23 protein-coding genes are annotated in these 25,309 nt (G+C 61.8%); 19 read left to right on the plus strand and 4 right to left on the minus strand.

All coding sequences use genetic code 11. The features are described from left to right. Positions 1 to 36: 36 nt before the first annotated feature. Genes AC1RTQ_RS20400 through prpC form a run of 4 tightly spaced genes read right to left on the minus strand, consistent with a single transcriptional unit; the run spans position 37 to position 4,933 of the window. Entirely contained in the window at positions 37 to 612 is a 576-nt protein-coding gene (locus tag AC1RTQ_RS20400) for a 2'-5' RNA ligase family protein (protein WP_492878405.1), read from the minus strand. Between the two features lie 9 nt (positions 613 to 621). Beyond that, entirely contained in the window at positions 622 to 3,258 is a 2,637-nt protein-coding gene (gene acnD, locus AC1RTQ_RS20405; protein ID WP_492878407.1) for a Fe/S-dependent 2-methylisocitrate dehydratase AcnD, read from the minus strand. Between the two features lie 21 nt (positions 3,259 to 3,279). Continuing rightward, on the minus strand, positions 3,280 to 3,714 hold the full coding sequence (locus AC1RTQ_RS20410) for a GntR family transcriptional regulator (RefSeq protein ID WP_492878408.1): 435 nt from the start codon (positions 3,712 to 3,714) through the stop codon (positions 3,280 to 3,282). 31 nt (positions 3,715 to 3,745) lie between these two features. After that, positions 3,746 to 4,933, minus strand: coding sequence for a bifunctional 2-methylcitrate synthase/citrate synthase (gene prpC, locus AC1RTQ_RS20415; protein ID WP_492878410.1), 1,188 nt, complete (start codon positions 4,931 to 4,933; stop codon positions 3,746 to 3,748). A gap of 170 nt (positions 4,934 to 5,103) precedes the next feature. Between prpC and AC1RTQ_RS20420 the strand changes: the two genes are divergently transcribed. The 19 genes from AC1RTQ_RS20420 to AC1RTQ_RS20510 all read left to right on the plus strand — a co-directional run bounded on the left by AC1RTQ_RS20420 (position 5,104) and on the right by AC1RTQ_RS20510 (position 25,307). Next, positions 5,104 to 6,591: a short-chain fatty acyl-CoA regulator family protein gene (locus tag AC1RTQ_RS20420; RefSeq protein ID WP_492878412.1), complete on the plus strand. Its 1,488-nt coding sequence runs from the start codon at positions 5,104 to 5,106 to the stop codon at positions 6,589 to 6,591. 236 nt (positions 6,592 to 6,827) lie between these two features. Then, positions 6,828 to 7,559: an SDR family NAD(P)-dependent oxidoreductase gene (locus AC1RTQ_RS20425; protein ID WP_003078419.1), complete on the plus strand. Its 732-nt coding sequence runs from the start codon at positions 6,828 to 6,830 to the stop codon at positions 7,557 to 7,559. Between the two features lie 12 nt (positions 7,560 to 7,571). Further along, complete coding sequence (locus tag AC1RTQ_RS20430) at positions 7,572 to 8,339, plus strand: SDR family NAD(P)-dependent oxidoreductase (RefSeq protein WP_492878414.1); 768 nt, start codon at positions 7,572 to 7,574, stop codon at positions 8,337 to 8,339. A gap of 16 nt (positions 8,340 to 8,355) precedes the next feature. Beyond that, entirely contained in the window at positions 8,356 to 9,006 is a 651-nt protein-coding gene (locus tag AC1RTQ_RS20435) for a nuclear transport factor 2 family protein (protein ID WP_492878416.1), read from the plus strand. A 9-nt stretch (positions 9,007 to 9,015) separates the two neighbouring features. Next, positions 9,016 to 10,098: an alkene reductase gene (locus AC1RTQ_RS20440; RefSeq protein WP_492878418.1), complete on the plus strand. Its 1,083-nt coding sequence runs from the start codon at positions 9,016 to 9,018 to the stop codon at positions 10,096 to 10,098. A gap of 293 nt (positions 10,099 to 10,391) precedes the next feature. Then, complete coding sequence (locus AC1RTQ_RS20445; RefSeq protein WP_492878420.1) at positions 10,392 to 11,294, plus strand: VOC family protein; 903 nt, start codon at positions 10,392 to 10,394, stop codon at positions 11,292 to 11,294. A 16-nt stretch (positions 11,295 to 11,310) separates the two neighbouring features. Beyond that, a complete protein-coding gene (locus AC1RTQ_RS20450; RefSeq protein ID WP_302091751.1) occupies positions 11,311 to 12,189 on the plus strand; it encodes a CoA transferase subunit A in 879 nt (292 codons plus the stop codon). Between the two features lie 12 nt (positions 12,190 to 12,201). Continuing rightward, positions 12,202 to 12,972, plus strand: coding sequence for a CoA-transferase subunit beta (locus AC1RTQ_RS20455; protein WP_492878422.1), 771 nt, complete (start codon positions 12,202 to 12,204; stop codon positions 12,970 to 12,972). 1 nt (position 12,973) lies between these two features. Continuing rightward, positions 12,974 to 13,876 (plus strand): enoyl-CoA hydratase, encoded by a 903-nt coding sequence (locus AC1RTQ_RS20460; RefSeq protein WP_492878424.1) that lies wholly within the window; start codon positions 12,974 to 12,976, stop codon positions 13,874 to 13,876. Next, on the plus strand, positions 13,873 to 14,961 hold the full coding sequence (locus AC1RTQ_RS20465) for an NAD(P)H-dependent flavin oxidoreductase (protein ID WP_492878426.1): 1,089 nt from the start codon (positions 13,873 to 13,875) through the stop codon (positions 14,959 to 14,961). The genes AC1RTQ_RS20460 and AC1RTQ_RS20465 overlap by 4 nt, the downstream gene beginning before the upstream one ends. Before the next feature lie 22 nt (positions 14,962 to 14,983). After that, positions 14,984 to 15,742: an enoyl-CoA hydratase family protein gene (locus AC1RTQ_RS20470; protein WP_302091747.1), complete on the plus strand. Its 759-nt coding sequence runs from the start codon at positions 14,984 to 14,986 to the stop codon at positions 15,740 to 15,742. A gap of 28 nt (positions 15,743 to 15,770) precedes the next feature. After that, positions 15,771 to 16,925, plus strand: a complete 1,155-nt coding sequence (locus AC1RTQ_RS20475) for an acyl-CoA dehydrogenase family protein (RefSeq protein WP_492878428.1) — start codon at positions 15,771 to 15,773, stop codon at positions 16,923 to 16,925. Between the two features lie 17 nt (positions 16,926 to 16,942). After that, positions 16,943 to 18,082 (plus strand): acyl-CoA dehydrogenase family protein, encoded by a 1,140-nt coding sequence (locus AC1RTQ_RS20480; RefSeq protein ID WP_492878430.1) that lies wholly within the window; start codon positions 16,943 to 16,945, stop codon positions 18,080 to 18,082. Next, complete coding sequence (locus AC1RTQ_RS20485; RefSeq protein WP_302091744.1) at positions 18,079 to 19,233, plus strand: acetyl-CoA C-acetyltransferase; 1,155 nt, start codon at positions 18,079 to 18,081, stop codon at positions 19,231 to 19,233. Before AC1RTQ_RS20480 ends, AC1RTQ_RS20485 begins: the two co-directional genes overlap by 4 nt. Positions 19,234 to 19,424: 191 nt before the next feature. After that, entirely contained in the window at positions 19,425 to 20,987 is a 1,563-nt protein-coding gene (locus AC1RTQ_RS20490; RefSeq protein WP_492878432.1) for an amidase, read from the plus strand. A gap of 57 nt (positions 20,988 to 21,044) precedes the next feature. Continuing rightward, positions 21,045 to 21,920, plus strand: a complete 876-nt coding sequence (locus tag AC1RTQ_RS20495) for an SDR family oxidoreductase (RefSeq protein ID WP_492878434.1) — start codon at positions 21,045 to 21,047, stop codon at positions 21,918 to 21,920. A gap of 99 nt (positions 21,921 to 22,019) precedes the next feature. Then, positions 22,020 to 23,129, plus strand: coding sequence for an acyl-CoA dehydrogenase family protein (locus tag AC1RTQ_RS20500; RefSeq protein WP_492878618.1), 1,110 nt, complete (start codon positions 22,020 to 22,022; stop codon positions 23,127 to 23,129). Next, positions 23,126 to 24,304: an acyl-CoA dehydrogenase family protein gene (locus AC1RTQ_RS20505; protein WP_492878436.1), complete on the plus strand. Its 1,179-nt coding sequence runs from the start codon at positions 23,126 to 23,128 to the stop codon at positions 24,302 to 24,304. The genes AC1RTQ_RS20500 and AC1RTQ_RS20505 overlap by 4 nt, the downstream gene beginning before the upstream one ends. A 217-nt stretch (positions 24,305 to 24,521) precedes the next feature. Continuing rightward, a complete protein-coding gene (locus AC1RTQ_RS20510; RefSeq protein ID WP_302091739.1) occupies positions 24,522 to 25,307 on the plus strand; it encodes an SDR family oxidoreductase in 786 nt (261 codons plus the stop codon). The last annotated feature ends 2 nt before the right edge of the window (positions 25,308 to 25,309 follow it).

Here is a 25,309-nt window from a genome sequence, read left to right on the forward strand (position 1 = left end):
GGTATTCAAGGTTTAAGCCAGGGCTTGAGCCTTGAATCAGTGAAACAGGCGTAGTTGTTGGGGACGGGGCGCAGAGCCGGAAGCCAATGGCCAGCGATGCAGTACCTGGTAGCGTAACTGCTTGCCTGTGACGGTTCGCTCGACCAGCTGAATCTCATCGATCAGCCAGTCAAAGGGATCGATACGCCGAGTGGGCAGGGCATGTAGTGCTCTGTAGCTGATGGTGATGTGCGGTCTATGACCGCCATCCTTGAAGCCGTGGGATTTCAACTCGGTCTGCAGCGTTGTCAGCAGCCGGTTGAAAGGCTCTGGACGTCCGCAGGTGCGCAAAGACCAGTGAATGCGCTCGCCCACCTCACCGCGAATGCGGTTGAAGCTGAGCTCGAAGGCTTTCAGCTGTGCCGCTTGCACGGCATTGCCTGCGGCCAGCAGGGCGAGCAGTGCCTCTTGCCCGGAGTCAAACGGGCCACACCAGGTTTGGTGCCAGTGATCTGGAGAGAACAGGCGCTCGCCCAGTTCCTTATCAAGGCCCAAAGCGTTGATCCGGGCACACAGGCGATGACGTACCAGGCTTTGGGGCTGGGTGACAATCAGTATGCGTGCCTGGCTCATAGCGGCTCCTTAGCTCACAAGTTCAGCCGTCGATGTGGAATCGGCCGCTGCGCTGTCCGCCAGGAAGTCCTGGGCAAAGCGCTGCAGCACGCCACCGGCCTCGTAAATCGAGACTTCTTCTGCGGTATCGAGGCGACACAGTATCGGCACTTCGCTGCGAACACCGGTCGTTCGGTGGATATGAAGTGTAAGCATGGCCTGGGGGCTACGCTGGCCGATGACATCAAAGCTCTCAGTGCCATTCAACCCCAGTGTGTGGCGGCTTGTGCCGGGCAGGAACTCCAGCGGCAACACACCCATGCCGATCAGATTGGTACGGTGGATACGCTCGAAGCCCTCGGCCACGATGGCCTCCACACCGGCCAGGCGCACGCCCTTGGCTGCCCAGTCGCGGCTCGATCCCTGGCCATAGTCGGCTCCGGCGATGATGATCAGCGGCTGCTTGCGCTGCATATAGGTTTCTATGGCTTCCCACATGCGCAGGGTCCGGCCCTCGGGCTCGACGCGGGCGAGAGAGCCCTGGCGCACCTTGCCCTGGTCGTCTACCACCATTTCGTTGAACAGCTTGGGATTGGCGAAGGTGGCGCGCTGTGCGGTCAGGTGGTCGCCGCGATGCGTGGCATAGGAATTGAAGTCCTCCTCGGGCAGACCCATTTTGTGCAGATACTCGCCAGCGGCCGAGTCCATCAGGATGGCGTTGGAGGGCGAGAGGTGATCGGTGGTGATGTTGTCGGGCAGTATGGCCAGAGGACGCATGCCGCGCAAACTGCGCTCGCCCGCGAGGGCTCCCTCCCAGTACGGCGGTCGGCGGATATAGGTGCTCTGCGGGCGCCAGTCATACAGTGCCTCGACCCTCTCGCCCTGGTCTGCGCGGATGGCAAACATGGGTTCATAGACCGCACGGAACTGCTCGGGTTGGACTGACGCCTTGGCCACGGCGTCGATCTCCTCGTCGCTGGGCCAGATGTCCTTCAAGCGGATTTCGCGGCCCTGGAAGACGCCCAGCGCATCGTTCTCGATATCGAAGCGGATGGTGCCCGCAATCGCATAGGCCACGACCAGCGGCGGCGAGGCGAGAAAGGCCTGTTTGGCATAGGGATGGATGCGGCCATCGAAGTTGCGATTGCCCGAGAGTACGGCCGTGGTGTAGAGGTCGCGGTCGATGATCTCCTGTTGAATCACGGGGTCCAGCGCGCCGCTCATGCCGTTGCAGGTGGTGCAGGCAAAGGCCACCACGCCAAAGCCCAGCGCTTCCAGGTCCTGCAGCAGACCAGCTTGCTGCAGATACAGCGGCACGGTCCTGGAGCCGGGGGCGAGAGAAGTCTTGACCCAGGGCTTGCGCGCCAGACCCAGATTGCGCGCGTTGCGTGCCAGCAGGCCGGCCGCGATCACATTGCGCGGGTTGCTGGTGTTGGTGCAGCTGGTGATGGCGGCAATGATCACGGCCCCATCAGGCATACGGCCCTCGGCTCTCGCCCACTCACCGGCAATGCCTCTTGCTGCAAGCTCGCTGGTTGCCAGGCGGGCGTGCGGATTGGAAGGGCCGGCCATATTGCGCACCACGCTGGACAGATCAAAGCTCAGCGCACGTTCGTATTCGGCATTTTCAAGGCTGTCTGCCCACAGGCCGGCCTGTCTGGCGTAGTTCTCGACCAGTTGCACCTGGGCAGGCTCGCGCCCCGTCAGGCGCAGATAGGCGATCGTCTGTTCGTCGATCGCAAACATGGCGGCCGTAGCCCCATATTCGGGCGCCATGTTCGAGATGGTGGCGCGGTCGCCGATGGAGAGGCTGCGCGCGCCTTCGCCATGGAACTCCAGATAGCTGCCCACCACTTTCTGTTGACGCAGGAATTGGGTCAGGGCCAGCACGATGTCTGTGGCAGTGATGCCGGGCTGCCGCCTGCCAGTGAGCTGCACTCCAACGATCTCGGGCAGGCGCATCCACGAGGCGCGGCCCAGCATCACGTTCTCGGCTTCCAGCCCGCCCACACCCACGGCGATCACGCCCAGTGCATCGACATGCGGCGTGTGGCTGTCCGTGCCCACCAGGGTGTCGGGATATGCTTCGCCATCGATAGCATGGATCACAGGGCTCATGCGCTCCAGATTGATCTGGTGCATGATCCCGTTGCCAGGCGGAATCACTTCCACATTCTTGAAGGCCAGTTTGCACCACTCGATGAAATGGAAGCGGTCTTCATTGCGCCGGTCTTCGATGGCGCGGTTTTTCTCAAAGGCCTGAGGATCGTAGCCGCCGCACTCCACGGCCAGCGAATGGTCCACGATCAGTTGCACGGGCACCACGGGGTTGACCGCGGCCGGGTCGCCGCCTTGCTCGGCAATCGCATCGCGCAGGCCGGCCAGATCGACCAACGCAGTCTGTCCCAGGATGTCATGACAGACCACGCGGGCCGGGAACCAGGGAAAGTCGCGTTCGCGCTTGCGTTCAATGATTTGCGTGAGGTACTCGGTCAGGTGGGCCGGATCGCTGCGCCTTACCAGGTTTTCGGCATGGACGCGGCTGGTATAGGGCAGTGTGGCCCAGCTGCCAGGGCGTATGGCTTCCACAGCAGCTTGCGCATCGAAGTAGTGAAGCTGACTTCCTGGCAGGAGCTTGCGGTAACGCTGGGATTGGGTTTTGCTCATTGTGGTGTCTGTTCGCAGTTTTCAGAGCGCCAGGGCTGTGCGCCGGTGCTCGGTCAGTGGGGCGGAAAACGTCAGGGGAGTACGCGGCGCGGGGCCCAAGGCCAGTTGCAGCCTCGCTTGTGCGATGGCATGCAAGTGCTCGGTCAGCTCTGCGCAGCCCCGGGGCTGCTGGCGTTGCAGCTGCGCAAGATGATGTGCAAGCAAGGTGCACAGCTGCTGGGCCTCGGCCACCTGAGCCGCCGTGAGCTGGGTGACCGTCATGCCCCGCCTTGGCTGGGCCGTCAGCAGTCCTTCATGGCACAGCAGCTTCATGGCTTCGCGCACAGGGGTGCGGCTCACGCCAAACTCCTGCGCCAAAGCGCCGTCGTTGACGTCGGATCCGGGCGGCAAGCGGTGGCTCAGAATGCGCTCGCGCAGTTTGTTGGCGATGGCAATGCACAGTGAATGGGATTGCATGGGCTTGGCGGTCATGGCGCTTGGAAGAGATTTACTGACGTTCGTCGATGGGGATGAACATCAGATCCTCCGGGCCTGTGTAGTTGGCGCTGGGACGGATGATCTTGTTGTCCTGGCGTTGCTCGATGATGTGCGCCGCCCAGCCGCTGGTGCGCGCAATCACGAACAGCGGCGTGAACATGGCAGTGGGCACGCCCATCATGTGGTAGCTGACGGCGCTGAACCAGTCGAGATTGGGGAACATGTTCTTGGTTTCCCACATCACTGACTCAAGCCGCGCGGCAATGTCGTACATCTTGGTGCTGCCGGCTTCATCCGACAGCTTCTTGGCGACGCCCTTGATGACCACATTGCGGGGGTCGCTCACGGTATAGACCGGGTGGCCAAAGCCGATCACGACCTCCTTGGCATCCACGCGGCGGCGAATGTCGGCTTCGGCTTCGGCAGGGTTGTCATAGCGCTTCTGGATCTCGAACGCCACTTCGTTGGCTCCGCCATGCTTGGGGCCACGCAGTGCGCCGATCGCGCCTGTAATGGCCGAGTACATATCGCTGCCGGTTCCGGCCACCACGCGGGCGGTAAAGGTCGAGGCATTGAACTCATGCTCGGCATACAGATTGAGCGAGGTATGCATGGCGCGCACCCAGCTCTCGCAAGGCCTGACTCCATGCAGCAGATGCAGAAAGTGACCGCCGATGGAGTCGTCCCCGGTTTCGACCTCGATGCGGCGGCCCGAGTTGCTGAAGTGGTACCAGTAAAGCAACATGCTGCCCAGGCTGGCCATCAGGCGGTCGGCGATATCGCGCGCACCTGGAAGGTTGTGGTCGTCTTTCTCCGGCAGCGCGCAGCCCAGGGCGGAGACACCGGTGCGCATCACGTCCATGGGATGGCTGGCGGCGGGCAACTGTTCCAGCGCAGTCTTTACGCTGCCGGGCAGGCCGCGCAAAGCCTTGAGCTTGGCTTTGTAGGCCTTGAGTTCGGCCTGTGTGGGCAGCTTGCCATGTACCAGCAGATGGGCGATCTCTTCAAACTCGCAGACCTCGGCAATGTCCAGGATGTCGTAGCCGCGGTAGTGCAGGTCGTTGCCGGTCTTGCCCACGGTGCACAGCGCCGTATTGCCTGCGGTCACACCGGAGAGGGCGACGGACTTTTTGGGCTTGAAACTTGCGGCGGCGTGGGCAGTGGCGGTTGGAGATGTTGCGTCGGTCACAGTGCTCATGGGTGTCTCCTTTGGATATGCAGTGCAGGCTCTTGCTGGTCTGCGATACTTCGCAATCTACGCATTTGCTTTTCATGCGTATAGACCTGAATTAGTGAATGCTTGTGAAGGTGATTGCATGTATTTGCAAATTTTGCGAATCTTTGGCATCAGGAATAGGGAGTGGGTAAGTGGCCAAGACATTCATGGGCGTGCGCTTGCGCAGCCTGCGTGCCGAGCGTGGTCTTACGCAGGCTGCGCTGGCCCAAGCGCTGGAGCTGTCACCCAGCTATCTGAACCAGATCGAGCAGGATCAGCGCCCGCTCACGGTGGCCGTGCTGCTCAAGATTCACAGGGTGCTGGGCGTCGATATCCAGCAGTTCTCCGAGGATGAGGAGGCCCGCTTGCTGGCGCAGTTGCGCGATGCGGTGGCCGCCATGCCTCAGCCAGAAGGTGCCGTGCCGCTGCCCGAGCTGCGCGAGGTCGCAGCCAAGCTACCGCAGGTGGCACAGATGCTGCTGGCCATGCACCAGCGTCACCTGGCGGACGCAGAGCGGCTGGAGGCCTTGAGCGTCCATCTGGGTGATGGCCGTGCCGGGCCGGATGCCGACACCTCAGTTCACAGAGATGTCGCTGGGAATGGTGCAATGGCGGGCCTGCTGGCTGAGCCCTTGCGCCAGATGCCGTTCGAGGCGGTGCGTGATTTCTTCTTTTCCCACCGCAATTACCTTGATGCGCTTGATCGTGCTGCCGAAGCGCTGGCTCGGCAGGCTGCAGAGCAAGGCGGGCATCTGCATGACTGGCTGCAGTACCGGTTGCAGGCACGACATGGGGTATTGGTTCTGCGTGCTCATGTCGGGACCGCTGAGAAAGCGGGCAGCCATAGGCGCTACGATGCGCTCACGCGCACCTTGTATGTGGCACCGCAGCTGAGCCCCATGCAGCAGGCGTTTCAGCTGGCTACGCAACTGGCACTGCTGGAGTTTGACTCACTGATTGAAAGGGAGCTGCAAAGCGTGTCCTGGCAGGACGAGGCCACGCTCCGGCTGGCACGCATGGGGCTGGCCAACTATGTAGCCGGGGCATTCGTGCTGCCATATGGAGTGTTTTTGCGTGAGGCCGAAGGCCTTCGCTACGACATAGACTTGCTGGCAAGGCACTTTGGTGTGGGCTTCGAGACCGTCTGCCATCGTCTCTCAACCTTGCAGCGAAGCGACGCGCCGGGTGTGCCGTTTTTCTTTATCCGAGTGGACCGGGCCGGCAATATCAGCAAGCGCCAGTCGGCCACGCATTTTCATTTCTCCAAGACAGGCGGCACCTGCCCGTTGTGGGTGGTGTACGAGGCTTTTACCCAGCCGGGTCGCATCGTGCCCCAGCTCGCCAGCATGCCGGACGGGCGTGTCTACCTGTGGATTGCTCGCACCATCAGCCATGCTGGCCAGGGCTGGGGGGCACCAGGCAAGACTTTCTCCATCGGCCTGGGCTGCGACTTGCAGCACGCCGCGCGGCTGGTGTATTCCCAAGGCATGGATTTGCGCAATATAGGAGCAGCGACTCCTATCGGCATGGGCTGCAAGGTATGCGAGCGCGGCGCTTGCCCGCAACGTGCCTTCCCGTACGTGGCCAAACCGCTCAAGGTCAATGAGAACGAGAGCGGGTTTGTCCCCTATGGCGGTTAGCTGCTGCTGCCATGTGCGGTGAAGTTGGAGATGAGGCATCTGACACGGGATTGCGGGCACCAGCTGATTGCCAGATGTGAAAATGCAGTGAAACGCAATTCTGTATTGCTTCAGTTGCTATTGATTTAATAGCTTTTTTGCGCAAATTCGCTTAGTCTTCTTGGACGATGGGCTGAAGGCGATTTCTTTTTACGCTTGTCTCCAGGTTTTGATTGCACATCAACAAGGAGACAAGAATGCGTCTAGCAGGAAAAGTTGCCGTGGTCACGGGGGCGGGCCAGGGCATGGGGCGAGCGATTGCACAGCGTTTTGCCGATGAGGGAGCCACTGTGGTGGCCGTGGACTTGAATGAAGAAGCGGCCAAGCAGACCCTGCAAGGCAAGCCTGGCAAGCATCTGGCCCGATCCTCCAACGTGGCCGACAGCGCTGCGGTCGATGCGCTGTTTGTCGAGATCCGCGAAAAGCTGGGCGCCGTCGACGTGCTGGTGAACAACGCCGGCGTAGGCTCGGTGGACCAGTTTGCCGATATTCCCGATGCAACCTGGGAGCGCGTGATTGGCGTGAACCTGAACGGCGCTTTCTACTGCGCCCGTGCCGCCGTCAAGCAGATGCAGGAAGGCAAGGGCGGAGCCATCGTCAATATCTCCAGCACCTCGGCTGTCAGTGGTGACGGTCCGGCGCACTACTGCGCTTCCAAGGCCGCCCTGATGGGTTTGACCCGTGGCATGGCCAAGGAGCTGGCGTCCAAGAAGATCCGTGTAAACACATTGGTTCCCGGTCCCACCAACACGCCCATGATGCAGGGCATTCCTCAGGAATGGGCCGATGCCATCATCGCCGGCGTGCCCATGGGGCGCATGGCTGAGCCAGAAGACATCGCCAAGGTGGCAGTGTTCCTGGCCAGCGACGACAGCGGCTTTGTGACAGGTCAGAACGTGGCAGTCAACGGCGGCAGCGCCTTCCTCTAAGGAGAGACAAGCATGAGCAAGCGTCTGGAAGGAAAGATGGCATTTGTGACCGGTGGTGGCTCCGGTATCGGTGCCGCAACGGCTGAGCGTTTCGCCCAGGAGGGGGCAACCGTTGTGATCTGCGGCCGCCGCAAGCAGCCTCTCGACGAAGTCGTGGCCAGGATCAAGGCGGCAGGCGGCAGTGCCGAGGCCATCGTGGCCGATGTGGGCAACGAAGCCCAGTTCGTTGGTGCGCTGGAGCAGACTGCCAAAAAGCATGGCGGCCTGGACATTCTGGTCAACAACGCCATGGCCTACACCTGGGGCGGCATCGATGCCATGACCACGGCCGACTGGCATGCCAATTTTTCCACCTCGGTGGACGGCACTTTCTGGGGGACGCGCACTGCGCTGAAGCTGATGACCGGCAAGGGCGGCTCCATTGTCAATATCAGCTCCATCTGCGGCACGCTGGGCACGCCCTATATGTCGGGTTACTCGGCGGCCAAGGCCGCCATCATCAACTTCTCGCGTGCGGCGGCTGCCGAAGGAGCGGCGGCGGGCATCCGAGTGAACGTGGTGATCCCCGCCGTGGTGGAAACCCCTGCCACGGCCGGCATGCTGGCCGATGAAGCCTCGCGCAAGAACACCGAAAAGCTCATTCCCATGGGGCGCGTGGGTCAGTCCAGCGAGCTGGCCAATGCCGTGCTGTTTCTGGCCAGCGAAGAAGCCAGCTATGTGACAGGTGTCGCCCTGCCCGTGGATGGCGGCCGTTCCGCGGTGCTGGTGACGGCGCTGTAAGAAAGGGGCTGAAGAGATGAGTGAAGAACCCGTGAATCAGTGGCCGCAAACGCTGGATGAGCGCATCGACAGGCTGGAGTCGCTGGATGCGATTCGTCAGCTGGCTGGCAAGTATTCCCTGTCCCTGGACATGCGTGACATGGACGCCCATGTGAACCTGTTCGCTCCCGATATCAAGGTGGGTAAGGACAAAGTGGGGCGTGCGCATTTCATGGCCTGGCAGGACAGCACGCTGCGTGACCAGTTCACGGGAACCTCGCACCACCTGGGCCAGCACATCATCGAGTTTGTGGACCGGGATCACGCCACCGGCGTGGTCTACTCCAAGAACGAGCATGAGTGCGGTGCCGAGTGGGTCATCATGCAGATGCTGTACTGGGACGACTACGAGCGCATTGACGGCCAGTGGTATTTCCGTCGCCGTCTGCCCTGTTACTGGTATGCCACCGACCTGAACAAGCCGCCGATTGGCGACATGAAGATGCGCTGGCCCGGTCGTGAACCCTACCATGGCGCTTTTCATGATCTGTTCCCGAGCTGGAAGGAGTTCTGGGCCAGCCGCCCTGACAAGGATGAGTTGCCGCAAGTGGCCGCGCCTGCGCCACTGGAGCAGTTCCTCAAAACCATGCGCCGTGGCACACCCGCGCCGCGCATGCGTGTGCGCTAAGGAGCCGGCATGAGTCAAACGCTTTTCACGCCCATACAGCTGGGCAAGATTGCTCTGCGCAACCGCGTGGTCATGGCCCCCATGACGCGCAACCGCGCCGATGCCGATGGCAGGCCTACCGACATCATGGCCGAGCACTATGCCCAGCGCGCTGATGCCGGTCTGATCGTGGCTGAAGGGGCCTGGCCCGAGGTCACAGGTCAAGCCTATTGTCGTCAGCCCGGCATCGAAACTGCTGAGCATGTGCGCGGCTGGCGCCGGGTGACGGACGCCGTGCATGCGCGTGGCGGATCCATCGTGCTGCAGATCATGCACTCCGGTCGTATCGGCAGCAGCCATATCAAACCCGCTGGTGTGCGTTCCGTATCGGCGTCCGCCATTCAGGCTCAGGGCAAGATCTGGACCGATGCTGCGGGCATGCAGGATTTCGACCTGCCCCAGGCATTGACGACGGAAGAAGTGCGCAAGGCCATTGCCGAGCATGCTGCGGCCGCCCAGCGCGCCATGGATGCGGGGTTTGATGGCGTCGAGCTGCATGGCACCAGTGGTTACCTGAGTCTGCAGTTCCTGCACTCCAGCACCAATCGGCGTTGCGACGAATATGGCGGCGACGCCTGCAGCCGTTCGCGTTTCGCCGCGGAATGTCTGAGCGCCATGGGCAATGCCATCGGCATTGATCGCGTGGGTCTGCGCCTGAATCCGGGCAACACCTTCAATGACACTGCGGACGAAAACTCTGCTGCCACCCATGCCGAGCTGATGCGTCAGGCCGCCAAGCTGGGCATTGCCTATCTGCATGTGATGCGTGCGGTGTTCGATCCTTCAATCGACGCCTTCAAGCTGGCACGTGAGAATTTTGGTGAAAACCTGATTCTCAACGACGGCTTTGATGCGCACAGTGCCGAAGCCGCGTTGCAGGCAGGCGAGGGCAAGGCGGTATCTTTTGCGCGGCATTTCATCGCCAACCCTGATCTGGTGCAACGCATGCGTCAGGGCCTGCCTCTGGCCAGGTTTGACCGCAACACGCTCTACACCCCCGGTGCCAGAGGCTACAACGACTATGCGTCTGCAGAAGAAGTGCAGACCGTCTGATCCATCAAGAAACTGAGTTCATCGTGTTGGCCGCATTCCCGCCTTGGGGGTGCGGCCTTTTTTTGCACTGCGGGTTTTCACGGCTGTCGCGAGGGTGTCGGATCGGCCCGATTCAAAGGTCCGAAAGCAATCTAGTCTATTGCTCTGAACTGCATGCTGATTCTTGTATGGATGCTATTAAATTTGGGTAATGAAGCGCTAAATCGTTAGTCTCAATGGACGATGTTTGCAAAGGCTCCCCTCTTCAGAATCCTCAGCATCACTAAAGGATTTGGGTTGGAGGCCCGGACATCATGATGGAAATACGTGGACTAGCGTACGTTGTTGCCGAGAGCTCTGATTTGGATCGCTGGGTCAGCTATGCACGTGATGTGCTTGGCATGATGCCAAGCACCACTGCCGATGGCGATCTGCTGATCAAGATGGATGAGCGTCAGTTCCGCTTCCAGGTTCAGCCTGGCAGCAATGACAGATACTCCGCCTCCGGTTGGGAAGTGGCCGGCAAGCAAGCCTTTGAGCAGGCGCTCAAGGTGCTGCAGGCAGCGGATGTGCACTACGAAATAGGCAACTCCGAGCTGTGTGCCAAGCGCCATGTGCAGGAGCTGGCCATCGTGATGGATCCTTCCGGAAACCGTCATGAGATCGTCTGGGGCTTCAAGTCCGACTTCAGTCATTTCGCATCGCCCCAGGGTGTGTCGCGCTTCATCACCGGCGACTATGGTCTGGGTCACACCGTGCTGCCCGCTCCCGACTTTGACAAGACCGTGGCCTTTGTGCGCAATGTGCTGGGCTTTGGCCTCTCGGACATCTACAACTTCAAGCCCGCAGGCGATGCCGGCCCCACGGTCCGAATCCACTTCTTCCACTGTGCCAATGCTCGTCACCACAGCCTGGCACTGGCCGAGTTCCCTTCCGCATCGGGCTGCGTACACGTGATGGTGGAGGTGGACAACATGCCCGAAGTGGGTCGTGCCATGGACCGCATGCAAAAGAGCCAGGTCAAGCTCTCGGCCACCCTGGGTCAGCACACCAACGACAAGATGATCTCGTTCTACATGAAGACGCCCTCCAACTTCGACCTGGAGTTCGGCTATGGCGGCGCCGTCATCGACTGGGATCACCACATCACGCACGAGTTCACGACCGTAAGCCTCTGGGGGCACGACTTCAGCGTGGGCCGCCCTGAAAACAACTGATAGGAGGCTTGGAGATATGGCCAATAAATTGATGACAGCGAAGGACGTTGTGGCATCCATCAAGGATGGCATGACGATCGGAATTGGTGGCTGGGGGCCCCGACGCAAGCCCATGGCCCTGGTGCGCGAGCTGCTGCGCAGCCCCGTCAAGGACCTGACCGTGGTGGCCTATGGCGGTGCCGATGTGGGCATGCTGTGTGCGGCCGGCAAGGTCAAGAAGTTGATCTTCGCCTTCGTGTCGCTGGACTTCATTCCGCTTGAGCCTTACTTTCGCAAGGCCCGCCAGAGCGGTGAGATCGAGGTCATGGAAATTGACGAAGGTCATATGGTGCTGGGCCTGAAGGCTGCGGGCATGCGTATTCCCTACATTCCCACCCGCGTCGGCCTGGGCACCGACGTGCTCAAGCACAACAGCTCTATCCGCCTGATCGAATCGCCCTACGACGGCAAGGAGTGGGTGGCGATGCCCGCCATCAATCTGGATGTGGCCCTGCTGCACGTGGATCGCGCGGACTCTCGCGGTGTCTGCCAGATTGCCGGTCCCGATATCTATATGGACGACCTGTTTGCCCGAGCCGCAACCCATACGTTTGTGAGCTGCGACGAACTGGTCGAGTCCAGCAGCTTCGAGTCGGAGCAAGCCGCGCGCCTGGTGTTCTGGGAGCGTTCTGAAACCACGGGCGTCGTGCATCTGCCTGGCGGTGCTCATCCATCGTCCTGCGCACCTCTGTATGGCTTTGATGTCAAGCACTTCAAGGAATACGCGGCCAGCAGCAAGGAGGAGGGCGGCTGGAGCAGCTACCAGCAGAAATACGTGCAGTGCACGGAGCAGGAATATCTGGAAAAAGTGGGTGGCATGGAAGCAATCAAGCGCCTGCCCTTGCCCGTGTTCTGAGGAGGCACAGAGATGAGTGAAATTGCATTGGTAGATCGCGTCATCTGCGCCGCGGCACGCGCCTGGGCAAACGACGGTGAGGTGCTGGCCACCGGCATCGGCCTGGGGCCGCGACTGGCGGCTTCGCTGTGCATGCGGTCCATCAACACCGATCTGATCATGACGGACTCTGAAGCCTGGGTGGTCAACGAGCCCGTGCCCGTAGGTCCGCGAGGTGACTACAAGATCAAGCGTGAAAGCTGGATGGGTTTCTCGCGCATCTTCGACAACGTCTGGGGAGGCAAGCGACACGCCATGGTGGGTCCCGTGCAGGTGGATCGCTTCGGTCAGGGCAATATCTCCATGGTGGGCAGCGACTACGCCCGCCCCAAGTCCATGATGCTGGGCGTGCGCGGCTTCCCCGGTAACTCGATCAACCACGCCAACTCCTTCTTCGTGCCCAACCACAGCACCAAGGTTTTTGTGTCGGGCGAGGTCGATGCAGTGGGCAGCGTGGGCTACAACAGCGCACGCCTGGCCAAGGGCTGGACGCTGGAGGAGACCACCGACATCCGCTTCATCTTCACCAATCTGTGCGTGATGGACTTTGGCGGACCCAGCCATCAAGTGCGCCTGGTGTCGCTGCATCCCGGCGTGACGGCGGTGCAGGTCAAGGAGGCCACGGGCTTTCCGATCCATGTCCCCGAGAACGTGGGTGTGACACCTGATCCAACGCCCGAGCAACTGGCCTTGCTGGCCCAGCTCGATCCGCACAATCTGCGCGCTACGGTCATGGGAGCCTGATATGGATGATGCATCCAGCGAATTTGTGACACGCGAAGACAAGGCCGTCTACGAAACCGACGAGCCCGTGCTCTACAGCGTGGGCAACGGCATTGCCACGGTCACCATGAATCGACCCACGTTCAACAACGTGCAGAACTCGCAGATGACCTATGCGCTGGATGCGGCCTTGCGCAAGGCGACCGATGACGACGACGTCAAGGTCATCGTGCTGCGCGGCGAAGGCAGGCACTTCAGCGCGGGTCACGATATCGGCACGCCCGGGCGAGATATCAACAAGCCCTTTGACCGCGTGCACCTGTGGTGGGATCACACCAACAAGCCCGGGGGCGAGCAGCTGTTTGCCCGCGAGCAGGAGGTGTACCTGGGCATGTGCCGCCGCTGGCGCGACATCCCCAAACCCATGATTGCCATGGTGCAGGGCGCTTGCGTGGCCGGCGGCCTGATGCTGGCCTGGGTCTGCGACCTGATCGTGGCCAGCGACGATGCGTTTTTCCAGGATCCCGTGGTGCGCATGGGCATTCCCGGTGTGGAGTACTTCGCCCACGCTCACGAGCTGCATCCGCGTATTGCCAAGGAGTTCCTGCTGCTGGGCGAGCGCATGCCGGCAGAGCGCGCCTATCAGATGGGCATGGTCAACCGCGTGGTGCCGCGCGCCGAGCTTGAGGACCAGGTCTATGCCATGGCCCAGCGCATGGCGGCCCAGCCGCGTCTGGGCCTGGCGCTGACCAAGATGGTCGTCAACAAGGCGGAGGAGCTGCAGGGCCTGCGCTCCACCATGGACATGGCTTTTGGCTACCACCACTTTGCGCACGCACACAGCCAGGCCATGGGCATGGGGCAACTGGGCGGCCAGGATGCCAGGTCCATGGCAAAGGCCAACAAAGAAGAGTCAAAGGCATGAGCAATATGAACGATATGGGCAGTCTGCGCACTCCTATCTGCGACCTGCTGGGGTGCCGATATCCCGTCATCCAGACTGCCATGGGCTATGTGGCGGGGGCTGATCTGGTGATAGGTACGACCAATGCTGGCGGCTTTGGCTTCCTGGCAGGTGCCACCATTGCCGCCGACAGGATCGAAGCCGAAATCCTGCGTGTCAAGCGCGAGACCGACGATCAGCCTTTCGGGCTGAACTTTCACATGTTCCAGCCCAATGCCCAGCAGCTGCTGGATCTGGCTGTGAAGTACCGTCTTCGTGCGGTGAGCTACGGCCGTGGCCCGGACAAGAAGGTGATTGGCCGTCTGCGCGATGCCGGCATCGTCTGCATGCCTACCGTGGGAGCCCTCAAGCACGCTCAGAAGGCGATCGAGATGGGCGCCAATGCCATCACCGTGCAGGGCGGTGAAGGGGGCGGTCATACCGGCAGCGTTCCCACCACGGTGCTGCTGCCTCAGGTAGTGGATGCGGTTGAGGTGCCCGTGATTGCCGCAGGCGGCTTTTATGACGGCCGTGGCCTGCTGGCTGCGCTGGCCTACGGTGCATCGGGCATTGCCATGGGTACACGCTTTTTGATGACCAGCGACTCCAAGGTTCCCGCGGAGACTTTGCAGCGCTATCTGGCTACAAAGGATGCGGAAAAGATCGCCATCTCGCACCTGGTCGACGGCATGCCCCAGCGCATGATCCCCAACGAATACCTGGCCATGCTGGAAAAAGCCAGCCCCATGAAGCGCTTGCGCATCGCCCTGGGTCTGGCGTTGCAGTGGAAGGCCGAGACCGGCATGACCACGGGCCAGGCCTTGAGCATCTTCATGAAGGCCATGCGCGAAGACTCTTCTTCCGTCGCCCAGACCGTGATGGCCGCCAATGCCCCCATGCTGCTGCAGCGCTCCATGGTGGACGGCAACCCTGCAGAAGGTGTGATGTCAGCCGGCCAGGTGGCCGCGCTGATCGGCAAGCTCGACAGCTGCGAGGAAGTGATCGGTGGCATCGTCCGCCAGGCCATGGACCGTCGCAACGCATTGAACGCATTGACTCCCGCATAACAACAAGCCAACGAGGCTGGATATGTCCACTCAACAATTTCACTCCAATATTCACGACAACGGTGTGGCAGAGCTGGTGATCGACCGTGCTCCCGTCAATGCCCTGAATGCCGCTGGCTGGAACGGCCTGGCCCAGGAAATCGAGGCGCTGGGTCAACGCCCTGACGTGCGCGTTATCGTCATTCGTGCCGAAAACCGTGGCTTCTGCGCGGGTGTGGACATCAAGGAGCTGGCGACCAACGACAAGCTCATCATCGACGTGAACGCAGGCAACTACGCCACGTTCAAGGCCGTGCATCTGAACAAGGTGCCTGTGATTGCGGCCGTGCACGGCTTTGTGCTGGGCGGCGGCATCGGTATCTGCGGGGCATCGGACATCGTGATCGCGGCCGAAGACGCCACTTTCGGTCTGCCCGAGGTGGACCGAGGAGCCATGGGCGGCGCCGCCCATCTGCAGCGCATGTTCGGCGTGCAAAAGACCCGCTATCTTTTCTTCACGGGCGAGATGATCGCTGCGGCAGAAGCCCTGCGCCTGGGGGCCATCGAGCGTGTAGTTCCCCGTGAGCAGTTGCGCGACGTCGCCATGGAGATCGCCAACAAGATTGCCGCCAAGAGTCCCGCCATGATCCGCATCGCCAAGGAAGCGCTGACCGGCATCGAAGACGGCAATCTTGAAGACAAATACCGCTGGGAGCAGGGGTTCACCCTGCAAGCCTATATGAGTCCCGACTCTGCCGAGACGCGCAGCGCCTTTGTGGAAAAGCGCGACGCCAAATTCTGAGCATCACTAGCGCGAAGAGGAGACAACCATGGATTTGACATACACCCCAGCGCAGAAGACCTTCCGTGCCCAGGTACGTGAATGGCTCAAGAACAATGTGCCTGCGGAGCGACTGCAGAGCTATGACACTCGAGAGGGGTTCGAGCAGCACCGCCAGTGGGAAGCCCGGCTGGCCGACGCCGGCTACAGCGCCGTGACCTGGCCCAAGGACCTGGGAGGCAGCGGCTGCGATCTGACCGAATGGCTGATCTTTGAGGAAGAGTACTGGGCAGCCGATGCGCCATCCCGCGTGAACCAGAACGGCATTCTGCTGCTGGGCTCAACGTTGATGGAATTCGGCACGCTCGAGCAGAAGGCCCGCTTTCTGCCCCGTATGGCCCGCTGCGACGATATGTGGGCCCAGGGCTGGTCCGAGCCCAACGCTGGCTCGGACATGGCGGCCATCAGCAGCCGCGCCATTCGCATGGGTGACAAATTCATTCTGAACGGTCAGAAAATCTGGTCTACCCGTGCGATCTTTGCCGATTGGGTGTTCGGCCTGTTTCGCAGCGACCCGACATCGAGCCGCCATCATGGCCTGAGCTACATACTGGTGCCCTTGAATACGCCCGGCATCACCGTGCGTCCCATTCGTGCCATCAATGGCCGCGAGCACTTTGCCGAAATCTTCTTCGACGATGTCGAAGTACCCGTGGAGAACCTGCTGGGTGCAGAAGGCAAGGGCTGGCATGTGGCGATGGCGACGGCCGGCTTCGAGCGCGGCCTGCTGCTGCGCTCTCCCGCCCGCTATCAGCGCAGTGCGCAGAAGCTGGTGGACCTGTATCTGCGCAATCAGGGCGATGCCGACCGCGACCACTCCATTCGCGACGCTGTTCTGCGTGCCTGGCAGGGGGCGGAGGCATACACGCTGTCTTCCTATCACACGGTAGGCCGCCTGAACAAGGGCGCACAGATTGGCGCCGAAGCCAGCACCAACAAGATTGTCTGGTCCGAGCTGGACATCATGATTCACGAAACCGCGATGCGCATTCTGGGCGCGCGTGCCGAACTCATCGATGACGCCGAGGCCAACGAATGGCTGGAAGGTTTCCTGTTCTCGCAGGCCGGTCCCATCTACGCGGGCAGCAACGAGATCCAGCGCAACATCATCGCTCAGCGCATGCTGGGCCTGCCCAAATCCTGATCGGCAGGGAGACAACCATGGACTTCACCTTTACCGAAGATCAAATCGCATTCCGTGACTCGATCAGCCGCTTTCTGATGACCGAAGCTGCCCCCGAGCTGCTGCGCGACATCTGGGAAACCCCGACCGGTCGCAGCCCCGAGCTGTGGGCCAAGATTGCAGAACAAGGCCTGATGGGGCTGTCCGCCCCCGAAGCCGATGGCGGCATGGGCATGGCCGATGTGGACTGGGCGCTGCTGCTGCAGGAAGTGGGCTATTACGCGCTGCCCGATTCCTTGACCGACACGGCCTATGTGGCCGTGGGCATGCTGAGTGCATTGCCGCAAGGACATGACAGCCGTGTCTGGCTGTCCAGGATTGCCGAAGGCAGCTGCCGCGTGGCCGTGGGCCATCCCGTCAACCTTAATGTGGCGGACGCCGCACTGGCCGATGTGCTGTTGCTGCCCCATGCCACGGCCACCGGCCTGGAACTGCACCTGGTCAGGCCCGCACAGTGCGAGATCACGGCGCTGAGCAGCATTGACTCCTCGCGTCGTCTGTCACGGGTACGCTGGACGGCATCCGATGCCACCCGTTTGCTCGATGGAACTCAGGGCCAGAAGGTCTGGGACACTGCCGGCGAGCGCGGTGCACTCGCCGCAGCTGCCCAGATGCTGGGCCTGGCTCAGCGCATGCTGGACCTTTCGGTGGACTATGTGGCGCAGCGCAAGCAGTTCGACAAGGTCATCGGCAGCTTTCAGGCCGTGCAGCACCACCTGTCGGACATTGTCACCAAGATCGAGTTTGCCAAACCCGTGCTCTATCGTGCCTTCTATGCGCTGCAGCACGGCGAACCCGATCTGGCCGTGCGTATCTCGCACGCCAAGCTCCAGTGCAGCGAAGCGAGCTGGTTTGCGGCACGCAACAGTCTGCAGGTGCATGGCGCCATGGGTTACACCTGGGAAGTCGATCTGCAGATGTTCATGAAGCGCGCCTGGGTACTGGACGCGGCCTGGGGCGACAAGGCATACCATGCAGCCCGCCTGACTCAGGGCCTGCTGCGAAGTCCCAATGCCCCTGTGGGGCCCGGATCGACTTTTGATCGAGAAATCGATTCATGTGCCTCCTGCTTTGCGCAAGATGCCATCAAGAACATTGCTGAAGAGGTGGCTGCATGAGTGCCCAGGCCTATATCGTTGATGCGCTGCGCTCTCCTACCGGAAAGCGCAAGGGCTCTCTTGCCACCGTGCACGGTGCCGACCTCGGCGCCCATGTGATCAAAGCGCTGGTCGAGCGCAACGACATTCCCGCAGCCGATTACGACGATGTGATCTTTGGTTGCGTGGACACCATCGGTTCTCTGGCCGGTGATATTGCCCGCACCTCGTGGCTGGCAGCCGGTATGCCCATGAACGTTCCCGGCACCACGATCGACCGCCAGTGCGGCTCGTCCCAGCAAGCCATTCATTTTGCGGCCCAGGCCGTGATGAGCGGCACGCAGGACGTGGTGCTGGCCGGTGGCGTGCAGACCATGACCGCCATTCCCATCTCCTCGGCCATGCTCGCCGGTCAGCCCCTGGGCTTTACCACGCCGTTTGCCGAGAGCAAGGGCTGGCAGGCCCGTTTCGGCAACGCGCCCGTCAACCAGTTCTATGCCGCCCAGCGCATTGCCGATCACTGGGGTGTGAGTCGTGCCGACATGGAAGTGTTTGCCAAGCAAAGCCACGACCGCGCTTTGAATGCGATTGCCGAGGGCCGCTTCGACCGTGAAATCGTGCCGTTCGGCGATTTCAGGATGGACGAGACGGCTCGCCTTTCCACTCTGGAGAAGATGGCCACTCTGGAGCCGGTGGACCCCAGCTATCCCTCCATCACGGCAGCTGTCTCCAGCTCCACCTGCGATGCAGCGGCTGCGGTGCTGGTGGTGTCCGAAGCCGCTCTCAAGCGCTACAACCTCAAGCCACGCGCCCGCATTCACCATATGAGCGTGCGCGCCGATGACCCCATCTGGCACCTGACCGCTCCGATTGTCGCCACGGAGCATGCGCTCAAGAAGGCTGGCATGACCATGTCCGACATCGACCTGGTCGAGATCAACGAGGCCTTCGCTTCCGTGGTCATGGCCTGGCTCAAGGAGACCGGCTACGACCATGGCAGGACCAACGTCAACGGCGGCGCGATTGCGCTCGGTCATCCGCTAGGAGCCTCGGGCGCAAAGCTCATGACCACACTGCTGCACGAGCTGGAGCGCACGGGCGGTCGCTATGGGCTGCAGACCATGTGCGAAGGTGGTGGTCAGGCCAACGTCACCATCATCGAACGTCTCTGAGGGCGCTCATGCAGGCACTGCAGTGCCTGCATCGCCCCGGATTTCAGGTGTGAGCACCTGGGCAAGTCGTCCAGAAAACCAGCGGAGACAAGGACATGCAAGACGACGCGACAGCCAGCGCCGGCCCCGCATCGGGTGCCTGACTGTCCGCACGCGGAACATGAATCCCGAACAACAAAAGGATGGAGACCATGGATACATTGAATCAAGGTGTGGATCGTCGCGGCTTTATTCAGGGCGCAGGTGCCGCAGCCGCCGCCGCGACCATGCCGGCGATGGCCGCACAGAAGAAAAATGAGGCGACTGCGGTGGATGGCTACGCCTGGGCAGAACAGATCCGCCGGGGCGATATCACGCCGCTGGAAGCGCTGGAAGCAGCGATTGCACGCACCGAGGCCTTGCCCAAGCTCAATGCAGTGGTCATCAAGGACTACGAGCTGGCACGTGATCAGGCCAGGCAGATGTCGGCTCTGGGCAGCGCTGCGCGTGCCGAAGCCACAGCCAGGGCGCCCATGTGGGGCGTGCCCTTTTTGCTCAAGGACCTGAACCAGTATCTGAAGGGAACGATCACTACCAATGGCTGCCGCTTTTTCAAGGGAGCCGTGGCAGAGTACGACAGCACCCTGGTGGCACGCTACAAGGCGGCCGGTCTCAATATCTTCGGCAAGACGGCATCGCCCGAGTTCGGCCAGACGCCCACGACCGAGTCCTTGCTCTACGGCAAGTCGCCCAACCCCTGGAATGCTGCCCACACGACAGGCGGCTCCTCGGGTGGTGCGGCCTCGGTGGTTGCCGCAGGCATTGTGCCCGTGGCCCATGCCAGCGATGGAGGCGGCTCCATCCGCATTCCCGCTTCGCACTGCGGCCTGTTTGGCCTCAAGCCCAGCCGTGGCCGTCTGCCTACCGGTCCGGCCAATATGGAAGGCTGGATGGGCTTGTCCATGAACCATGTCATCAGTCGCAGCGTGCGCGACAGCGCTCACCTGCTCGATCTGACGCAGGGGCGTGAGCCCGGCTCGCGCACCGTGCCGCCGCGCGACGTGGAGGGCAGCTATCTGGACGCCCTCAAACAGCCGCCCAAGAAGCTCAGGATTGCCGTCTGGTCCAAAAACTACTTTGGCATTCCCGTACATGCGGACTGTCAGGCTGCGGTGGACAAGGCCATCAAGACCTGCCTGGCGCTGGGACATGAAATCGTGGAAGACATGCCGGAGTTGCCTGTGGCTGAGGTGTTCTCGGGCCTGGGCGTGGTGACATCCGTGGGCATGATGGCCAGCATCCGTGCGCGCGAAAAGCTGCTCGGTCGCGCAGTGCGCCAGGATGAGCTAGAGCAGATGGACTGGCTGTATCTGGAAAAGGCCAAGTCCTATACCGCCGAGCAGATGCTGATGGCGCGTACCAACTTCGATACGGCCGGCCAGATTCTGGACCGCTTCTTTCTGAAGTACGACCTGATTCTGACCCCCGTGATGGCCGTGCCGCCACCGCTGTTGGGTGTGCTGACGCTGGACCAGCCTTATGACTCATTCGCGCGCGAAGCCGTCAAGGCTTCGCCCTATACCGCGCTTTTCAATATGACGGGCCAGCCCGCCATGTCTGTGCCCATGCACTGGACTAGGGACAACTTGCCCGTGGGGGCGCACTTCGCTGCGCCGTTTGGCCGCGAAGGGCGCCTGTTGGCGCTGGCCGCGCAGCTGGAGCAGGCCGCTGCCTGGGCACATCGTCAGCCTGATCTGTCGGTTTTCAAAGCGTAATTTCAAAAAGGCAGACGGCCATGAGCTTGTCTGCATTGCAAGCAAAAGGGGAAAGAAATGGGTATTTGCAACCAGAGAACCGTCGTCATCACCGGTGCAGGCGGTGGCCTGGGCCGCGCTTATGCGCTGGCCTTCGCGCAAGAGGATGCAAATGTGGTGATCAACGACATCCGTGCCGAAGCCGCTCAGGCCGTGGCCGAGGAAGTCAGGGCCGCTGGCGGCAAGGCCCTGGCCAACACGGGCGACATCACCACCGTGGCCGGAGCGCAATCGATTCTCGATGCGGCACTGGCCGCCTTTGGCGATGTGCAGGTCATCGTCAACAACGCCGGCGTGCTGCGTGACCGCATGTTCCTGAGCCTGTCCGAAGAGGACTGGGATATGGTCATGCGCGTGCATCTGCGCGGACATTTCTGCATGGCCAAGGTGTTTGGCAGCTACTGGCGCGATCAGAAGAAGGCCGGCAAGGACGTGGATGCGCGCATCATCAACACCAGCTCCGGCGCGGGCCTGCAAGGCTCCATCGGTCAGAGCAACTATGCCGCAGCCAAGGCCGGCATCGCCGGTCTGACTCTGGTGCAGGCTGCGGAGCTGGCGCGCTACGGCATCACAGCCAACTGTCTGGCACCTGCCGCGCGCACCTCCATGACCGAAGGCGCCATGCCCGATATGGTCAAGAAGCCCGAATCCGGCTTTGATGTGTGGGACCCCATGAACGTGGCCTCCATCGTCGTCTGGCTGGGCAGCAGCCAGTCCAGGCATGTGACGGGCCGCTGCTTTGAAGCCAAGGGCGGCGAGCTGTCCGTGGCCGACGGCTGGTTCACCGGCAAGGTCAATGACAAGCAGGCGCGCTGGGAGCCTGCCGAGCTGTCTGGTGTGGTCGATCGGCTGATCGCCGAGGGCAAGGCTCCTCAGAAGGTCTACGGGACCTGAGCGCAAGAAACAGCCGGGTCGTGGGGCCTGGCCTTCCCATTCGATGAAGAACTCAGGACGCGAGCCATCATGGATTTAAGTCTGAACGAAGAACAAAAAATGATCGCCGAAAGCGCGGCGGTGTTTCTGCAGGAAAAAAGCAGCACGGCGCAGGTGCGCAAAGTCTCAGAAACAGAAGGGGGCCTGGACCGCGCTCTATGGCAGGAAGTGGTGGACATGGGCTGGTGCAGCGTGGCGCTGCCCGAAGCCGCAGGCGGCATGGGCCTGGGCTGGCGCGAGCTGGTGCTGCTGCAAGAGCAGATGGGCTACCACCTGGCCTGCGTGCCGTTTTTTGATGCTGTTGTCGCCGTCACTCCACTGTGGCAGGCGCTGAGTCAGACCGAGCAGGGCTTGCCCGTGGTGGAGCGGCTGGCGGCCTCGGGCCAGATCTGCGTGCTGGGCATGACGGTGCGCGGCGAGCTGCCTGCTGCTGCGACGGTGACGGTTGAAGGCGATACGCTGGTGCTGAACGGCCAGTGGAATCAAGTGGGCTCGGGCTCGCACGCCGATGTGTTTTTGCTGCCCGCCACGCTGCCTTGCGGCTCGCTGGGCCTGCTGGAAGTGTCCGCCAAGGCTGAAGGCCTGAGCGTGCAGGCGCTGACGACGGTAGATGCCACGCGCAGCAGCGCCAATGTGGCTGCCGTGAATGTAAACCTGAGCGGCGCTGCCGTTCTGGTGCATGGCGACGCGCTCAAAAAACTGTGGGCTCAGACCCGCAATCTGGCGGCGATTGGCTTGGCCGCCGAGCAGGTCGGTGTGGCCGATCGCGCGCTGAATCTGGCGGTGGATTACACCAAGGAGCGTCAGCAGTTTGGAAAAGCCGTGGGCAGCTTCCAAGGCGTCAAGCACCGTGCAGCGCAGATTTTGGTGAAGGTGGAGACGGCCAGATCAGCCGTCTATGCTGCAGCTTTCATAGCTGATACCACTGGTGATGCAAACAATCTGACGTATTTTGCAGCGCAAGCCCGCACAGATGCGACGGAGGCTGCTCTCTTTTCCTCGCGTGAAAGCATTCAGTTGCACGGCGGCGTGGGCTTTACCTGGGAGTTCGATCCGCATCTGTTCTTTCGCCGCGCGCAGGCATCCAGCCAGCGCATGGGCACGGTGGAGCAGTGGCGCGAGCTGGTGGCTGCGCGTTTGTTGGACGAGAGCGTGACGGAGGCAGCATGAAGATGCAGGAGTCGGAAATCAATGAAGCCTTTCGCGCTGAAGTGCGTGAATGGATGGCGCAACATCTGACAGGGCGGTTCGCCCCGCTCAAGCATGCCAGCGGTCTGGGTGCCGAGGGGTATGACGCGCAACTGGCCAAGGAGTGGGAGCAGGAGCTGGCCAAGGGCAGCTGGACAGGGCTGGGCTGGGAGGCCCGGTATGGCGGTCGTAACGCCCCGCTGGCCCAGCAAGTCATCTTCCACGAGGAGTATGTGCGCTGCGGTGGCCCAGGCCGTATCGGCCATATCGGCGAGACCCTGCTGGCCCCTACGCTGATGGCCTTTGGCACGGCCGAGCAGAAACAGCGCTTCCTGCCAGGCATTCTGGCCGGCACCGACTATTGGGCTCAGGGCTACTCCGAGCCCGGCGCGGGCTCCGACCTGGCCGGCATCCGTACCAGGGCCCGCCGCGATGCGGACACGGGGGAATGGGTGATCCATGGCCAGAAAGTCTGGACCTCCTGGGCCCATGAGTCCGAATGGGTGTTTGTACTGGCTCGCACCGATGAGGCCGCAGCGGCAGAGGTCAGCGCGCGCCACGCCGGCATGGTGCTGCTGCTGGTGCCTATCAGGCAGCCGGGCGTGGAAGTGCGTCCGATCCGCCAGATCACCGGCACCTCGGAATTCAATGAAGTCTTCTTCGACGGTGCACGCACCGAAGGCACCTTGCACCTGGGCCCCGTGGGCGATGGCTGGAAGGTCGCCATGTATCTGCTGGGCTGCGAGCGCGGTGCCTCCACGCTGGGTCAGCAGGCGCATTTCCGTCATGAGCTGGACCTGATCATCGCCCTGTCCAAGCGCAACGGCGCGGCCCGTGACCCGCTGATCCGTCAGCGCCTGGCCAAGGCCGATATGGGCCTGCAGACTCTGCGCGCCCATGCGCTGCGCTCCAGCGATGAGAGCACGCCCTTGCGTGTGGCTTCCGTCTCCAAATACGCATGGTCCAACTGGCACCGTGATCTGGGCGAGCTGGCCATGGATGTGCTTGGCGAGCAGGGCGAGCTGGTGCTCAAGGAGCCTGCGCTTGCTGTCCTGCAGCAACTGTGGCTGGTCAGCCGCGCCGACACCATCTACGCCGGCACCAACGAGATTCAGATGAACCTCATGGCCGAGCGTGCGCTGGGCATGCCGCGCTGATTCCAGGTGCTTGGAGTGTTCGTCTTTGTGCGGGTGATGACTCTGATTGGCTGACGTAAAGCTGCCGTAAATCAAGGGTTGACCCCTGGAGGTTTACGGCGTCTTTGCGTTTGAAATGTCGGTCCAGCGACACTAGGGAATGACCTATCGTCCAAAGTGACGATGCTGCAGCGCAGCGGGAGCCGGAAGATCAGGGTAACTACCTTCTGAATGACAAATGACTAGCGCTCCTTCCTACGTTGCTCCCCATGGCCTGCTCAAAGGCAAAACTGTGCTCGTTACCGCTGCTGCTGGCGCCGGTATCGGCTTTTCAGCTGCAAAACGAGCAGCAGAGGAGGGCTGCAAGGCCTTGTTCATCTCCGATGTGCATGAGCGCCGGCTGGCCGAAGCCGTGGAGCAGATCAAAAAGGATACGGGCTTGACCCAGGTCTTTGGCAAGCTCTGCGATGTGAGCAAGGAAGAACAGGTTCAGGCACTGATCTCCGAAGCCGACAGCGCCATGGGCGGGATCGATGTGCTGATCAATAACGCCGGTCTGGGCACCAGCTGCAAGGTCGTCGACATGGGCGATGACGAGTGGAACAAGGTCATCGACATCACGCTGACCGGCACCTTCCGCATGACGCGCGCAGCGCTCAAGCTGATGCAGCCACGCGGCAAGGGCGTGATCGTCAACAACGCCTCGGTGCTGGGCTGGCGCGCTCAGACCGAGCAGGCGCACTACGCCGCCGCCAAGGCAGGCGTGATGGCCCTCACACGCTGCTCGGCGTTGGAAGCGGCCGAATTCGGCATCCGTATCAACGCCGTGGCGCCTTCCATCGCCATTCACGCCTTCCTCAAGAAGTCCGCCTCTGAAGAGCTGCTGGCCAAGCTGTCCGAGAAGGAAGCCTTTGGCCGTGGTGCCGAGCCCTGGGAAGTGGCCAACGTGATGATCTTCCTGGCCAGCGACTACTCCTCGTACATGACGGGTGAAGTGGTTTCCGTCAGCTCGCAGAGGGCCTGAGC

It is taken from the genome of Comamonas sp. GW821-FHT11H03, assembly GCF_058807955.1.

Coding starts and splice junctions, on each gene's coding strand:
- AC1RTQ_RS20450 (WP_302091751.1), top strand. CDS start 11,311: ATGGCCAATAAATTGATGACAGCGAAGGACGTTGTGGCATCCATCAAG.
- AC1RTQ_RS20480 (WP_492878430.1), top strand. CDS start 16,943: ATGGACTTCACCTTTACCGAAGATCAAATCGCATTCCGTGACTCGATC.
- AC1RTQ_RS20505 (WP_492878436.1), top strand. CDS start 23,126: ATGAAGATGCAGGAGTCGGAAATCAATGAAGCCTTTCGCGCTGAAGTG.
- AC1RTQ_RS20440 (WP_492878418.1), top strand. CDS start 9,016: ATGAGTCAAACGCTTTTCACGCCCATACAGCTGGGCAAGATTGCTCTG.
- AC1RTQ_RS20425 (WP_003078419.1), top strand. CDS start 6,828: ATGCGTCTAGCAGGAAAAGTTGCCGTGGTCACGGGGGCGGGCCAGGGC.
- AC1RTQ_RS20400 (WP_492878405.1), bottom strand. CDS start 612: ATGAGCCAGGCACGCATACTGATTGTCACCCAGCCCCAAAGCCTGGTA.
- AC1RTQ_RS20490 (WP_492878432.1), top strand. CDS start 19,425: ATGGATACATTGAATCAAGGTGTGGATCGTCGCGGCTTTATTCAGGGC.
- AC1RTQ_RS20430 (WP_492878414.1), top strand. CDS start 7,572: ATGAGCAAGCGTCTGGAAGGAAAGATGGCATTTGTGACCGGTGGTGGC.
- AC1RTQ_RS20460 (WP_492878424.1), top strand. CDS start 12,974: ATGGATGATGCATCCAGCGAATTTGTGACACGCGAAGACAAGGCCGTC.
- AC1RTQ_RS20465 (WP_492878426.1), top strand. CDS start 13,873: ATGAGCAATATGAACGATATGGGCAGTCTGCGCACTCCTATCTGCGAC.
- AC1RTQ_RS20445 (WP_492878420.1), top strand. CDS start 10,392: ATGATGGAAATACGTGGACTAGCGTACGTTGTTGCCGAGAGCTCTGAT.
- AC1RTQ_RS20500 (WP_492878618.1), top strand. CDS start 22,020: ATGATCGCCGAAAGCGCGGCGGTGTTTCTGCAGGAAAAAAGCAGCACG.
- AC1RTQ_RS20475 (WP_492878428.1), top strand. CDS start 15,771: ATGGATTTGACATACACCCCAGCGCAGAAGACCTTCCGTGCCCAGGTA.
- AC1RTQ_RS20485 (WP_302091744.1), top strand. CDS start 18,079: ATGAGTGCCCAGGCCTATATCGTTGATGCGCTGCGCTCTCCTACCGGA.
- AC1RTQ_RS20455 (WP_492878422.1), top strand. CDS start 12,202: ATGAGTGAAATTGCATTGGTAGATCGCGTCATCTGCGCCGCGGCACGC.
- AC1RTQ_RS20495 (WP_492878434.1), top strand. CDS start 21,045: ATGGGTATTTGCAACCAGAGAACCGTCGTCATCACCGGTGCAGGCGGT.
- AC1RTQ_RS20470 (WP_302091747.1), top strand. CDS start 14,984: ATGTCCACTCAACAATTTCACTCCAATATTCACGACAACGGTGTGGCA.
- acnD (WP_492878407.1), bottom strand. CDS start 3,258: ATGAGCAAAACCCAATCCCAGCGTTACCGCAAGCTCCTGCCAGGAAGT.
- prpC (WP_492878410.1), bottom strand. CDS start 4,933: ATGAGCACTGTGACCGACGCAACATCTCCAACCGCCACTGCCCACGCC.
- AC1RTQ_RS20435 (WP_492878416.1), top strand. CDS start 8,356: ATGAGTGAAGAACCCGTGAATCAGTGGCCGCAAACGCTGGATGAGCGC.
- AC1RTQ_RS20410 (WP_492878408.1), bottom strand. CDS start 3,714: ATGCAATCCCATTCACTGTGCATTGCCATCGCCAACAAACTGCGCGAG.
- AC1RTQ_RS20510 (WP_302091739.1), top strand. CDS start 24,522: ATGACTAGCGCTCCTTCCTACGTTGCTCCCCATGGCCTGCTCAAAGGC.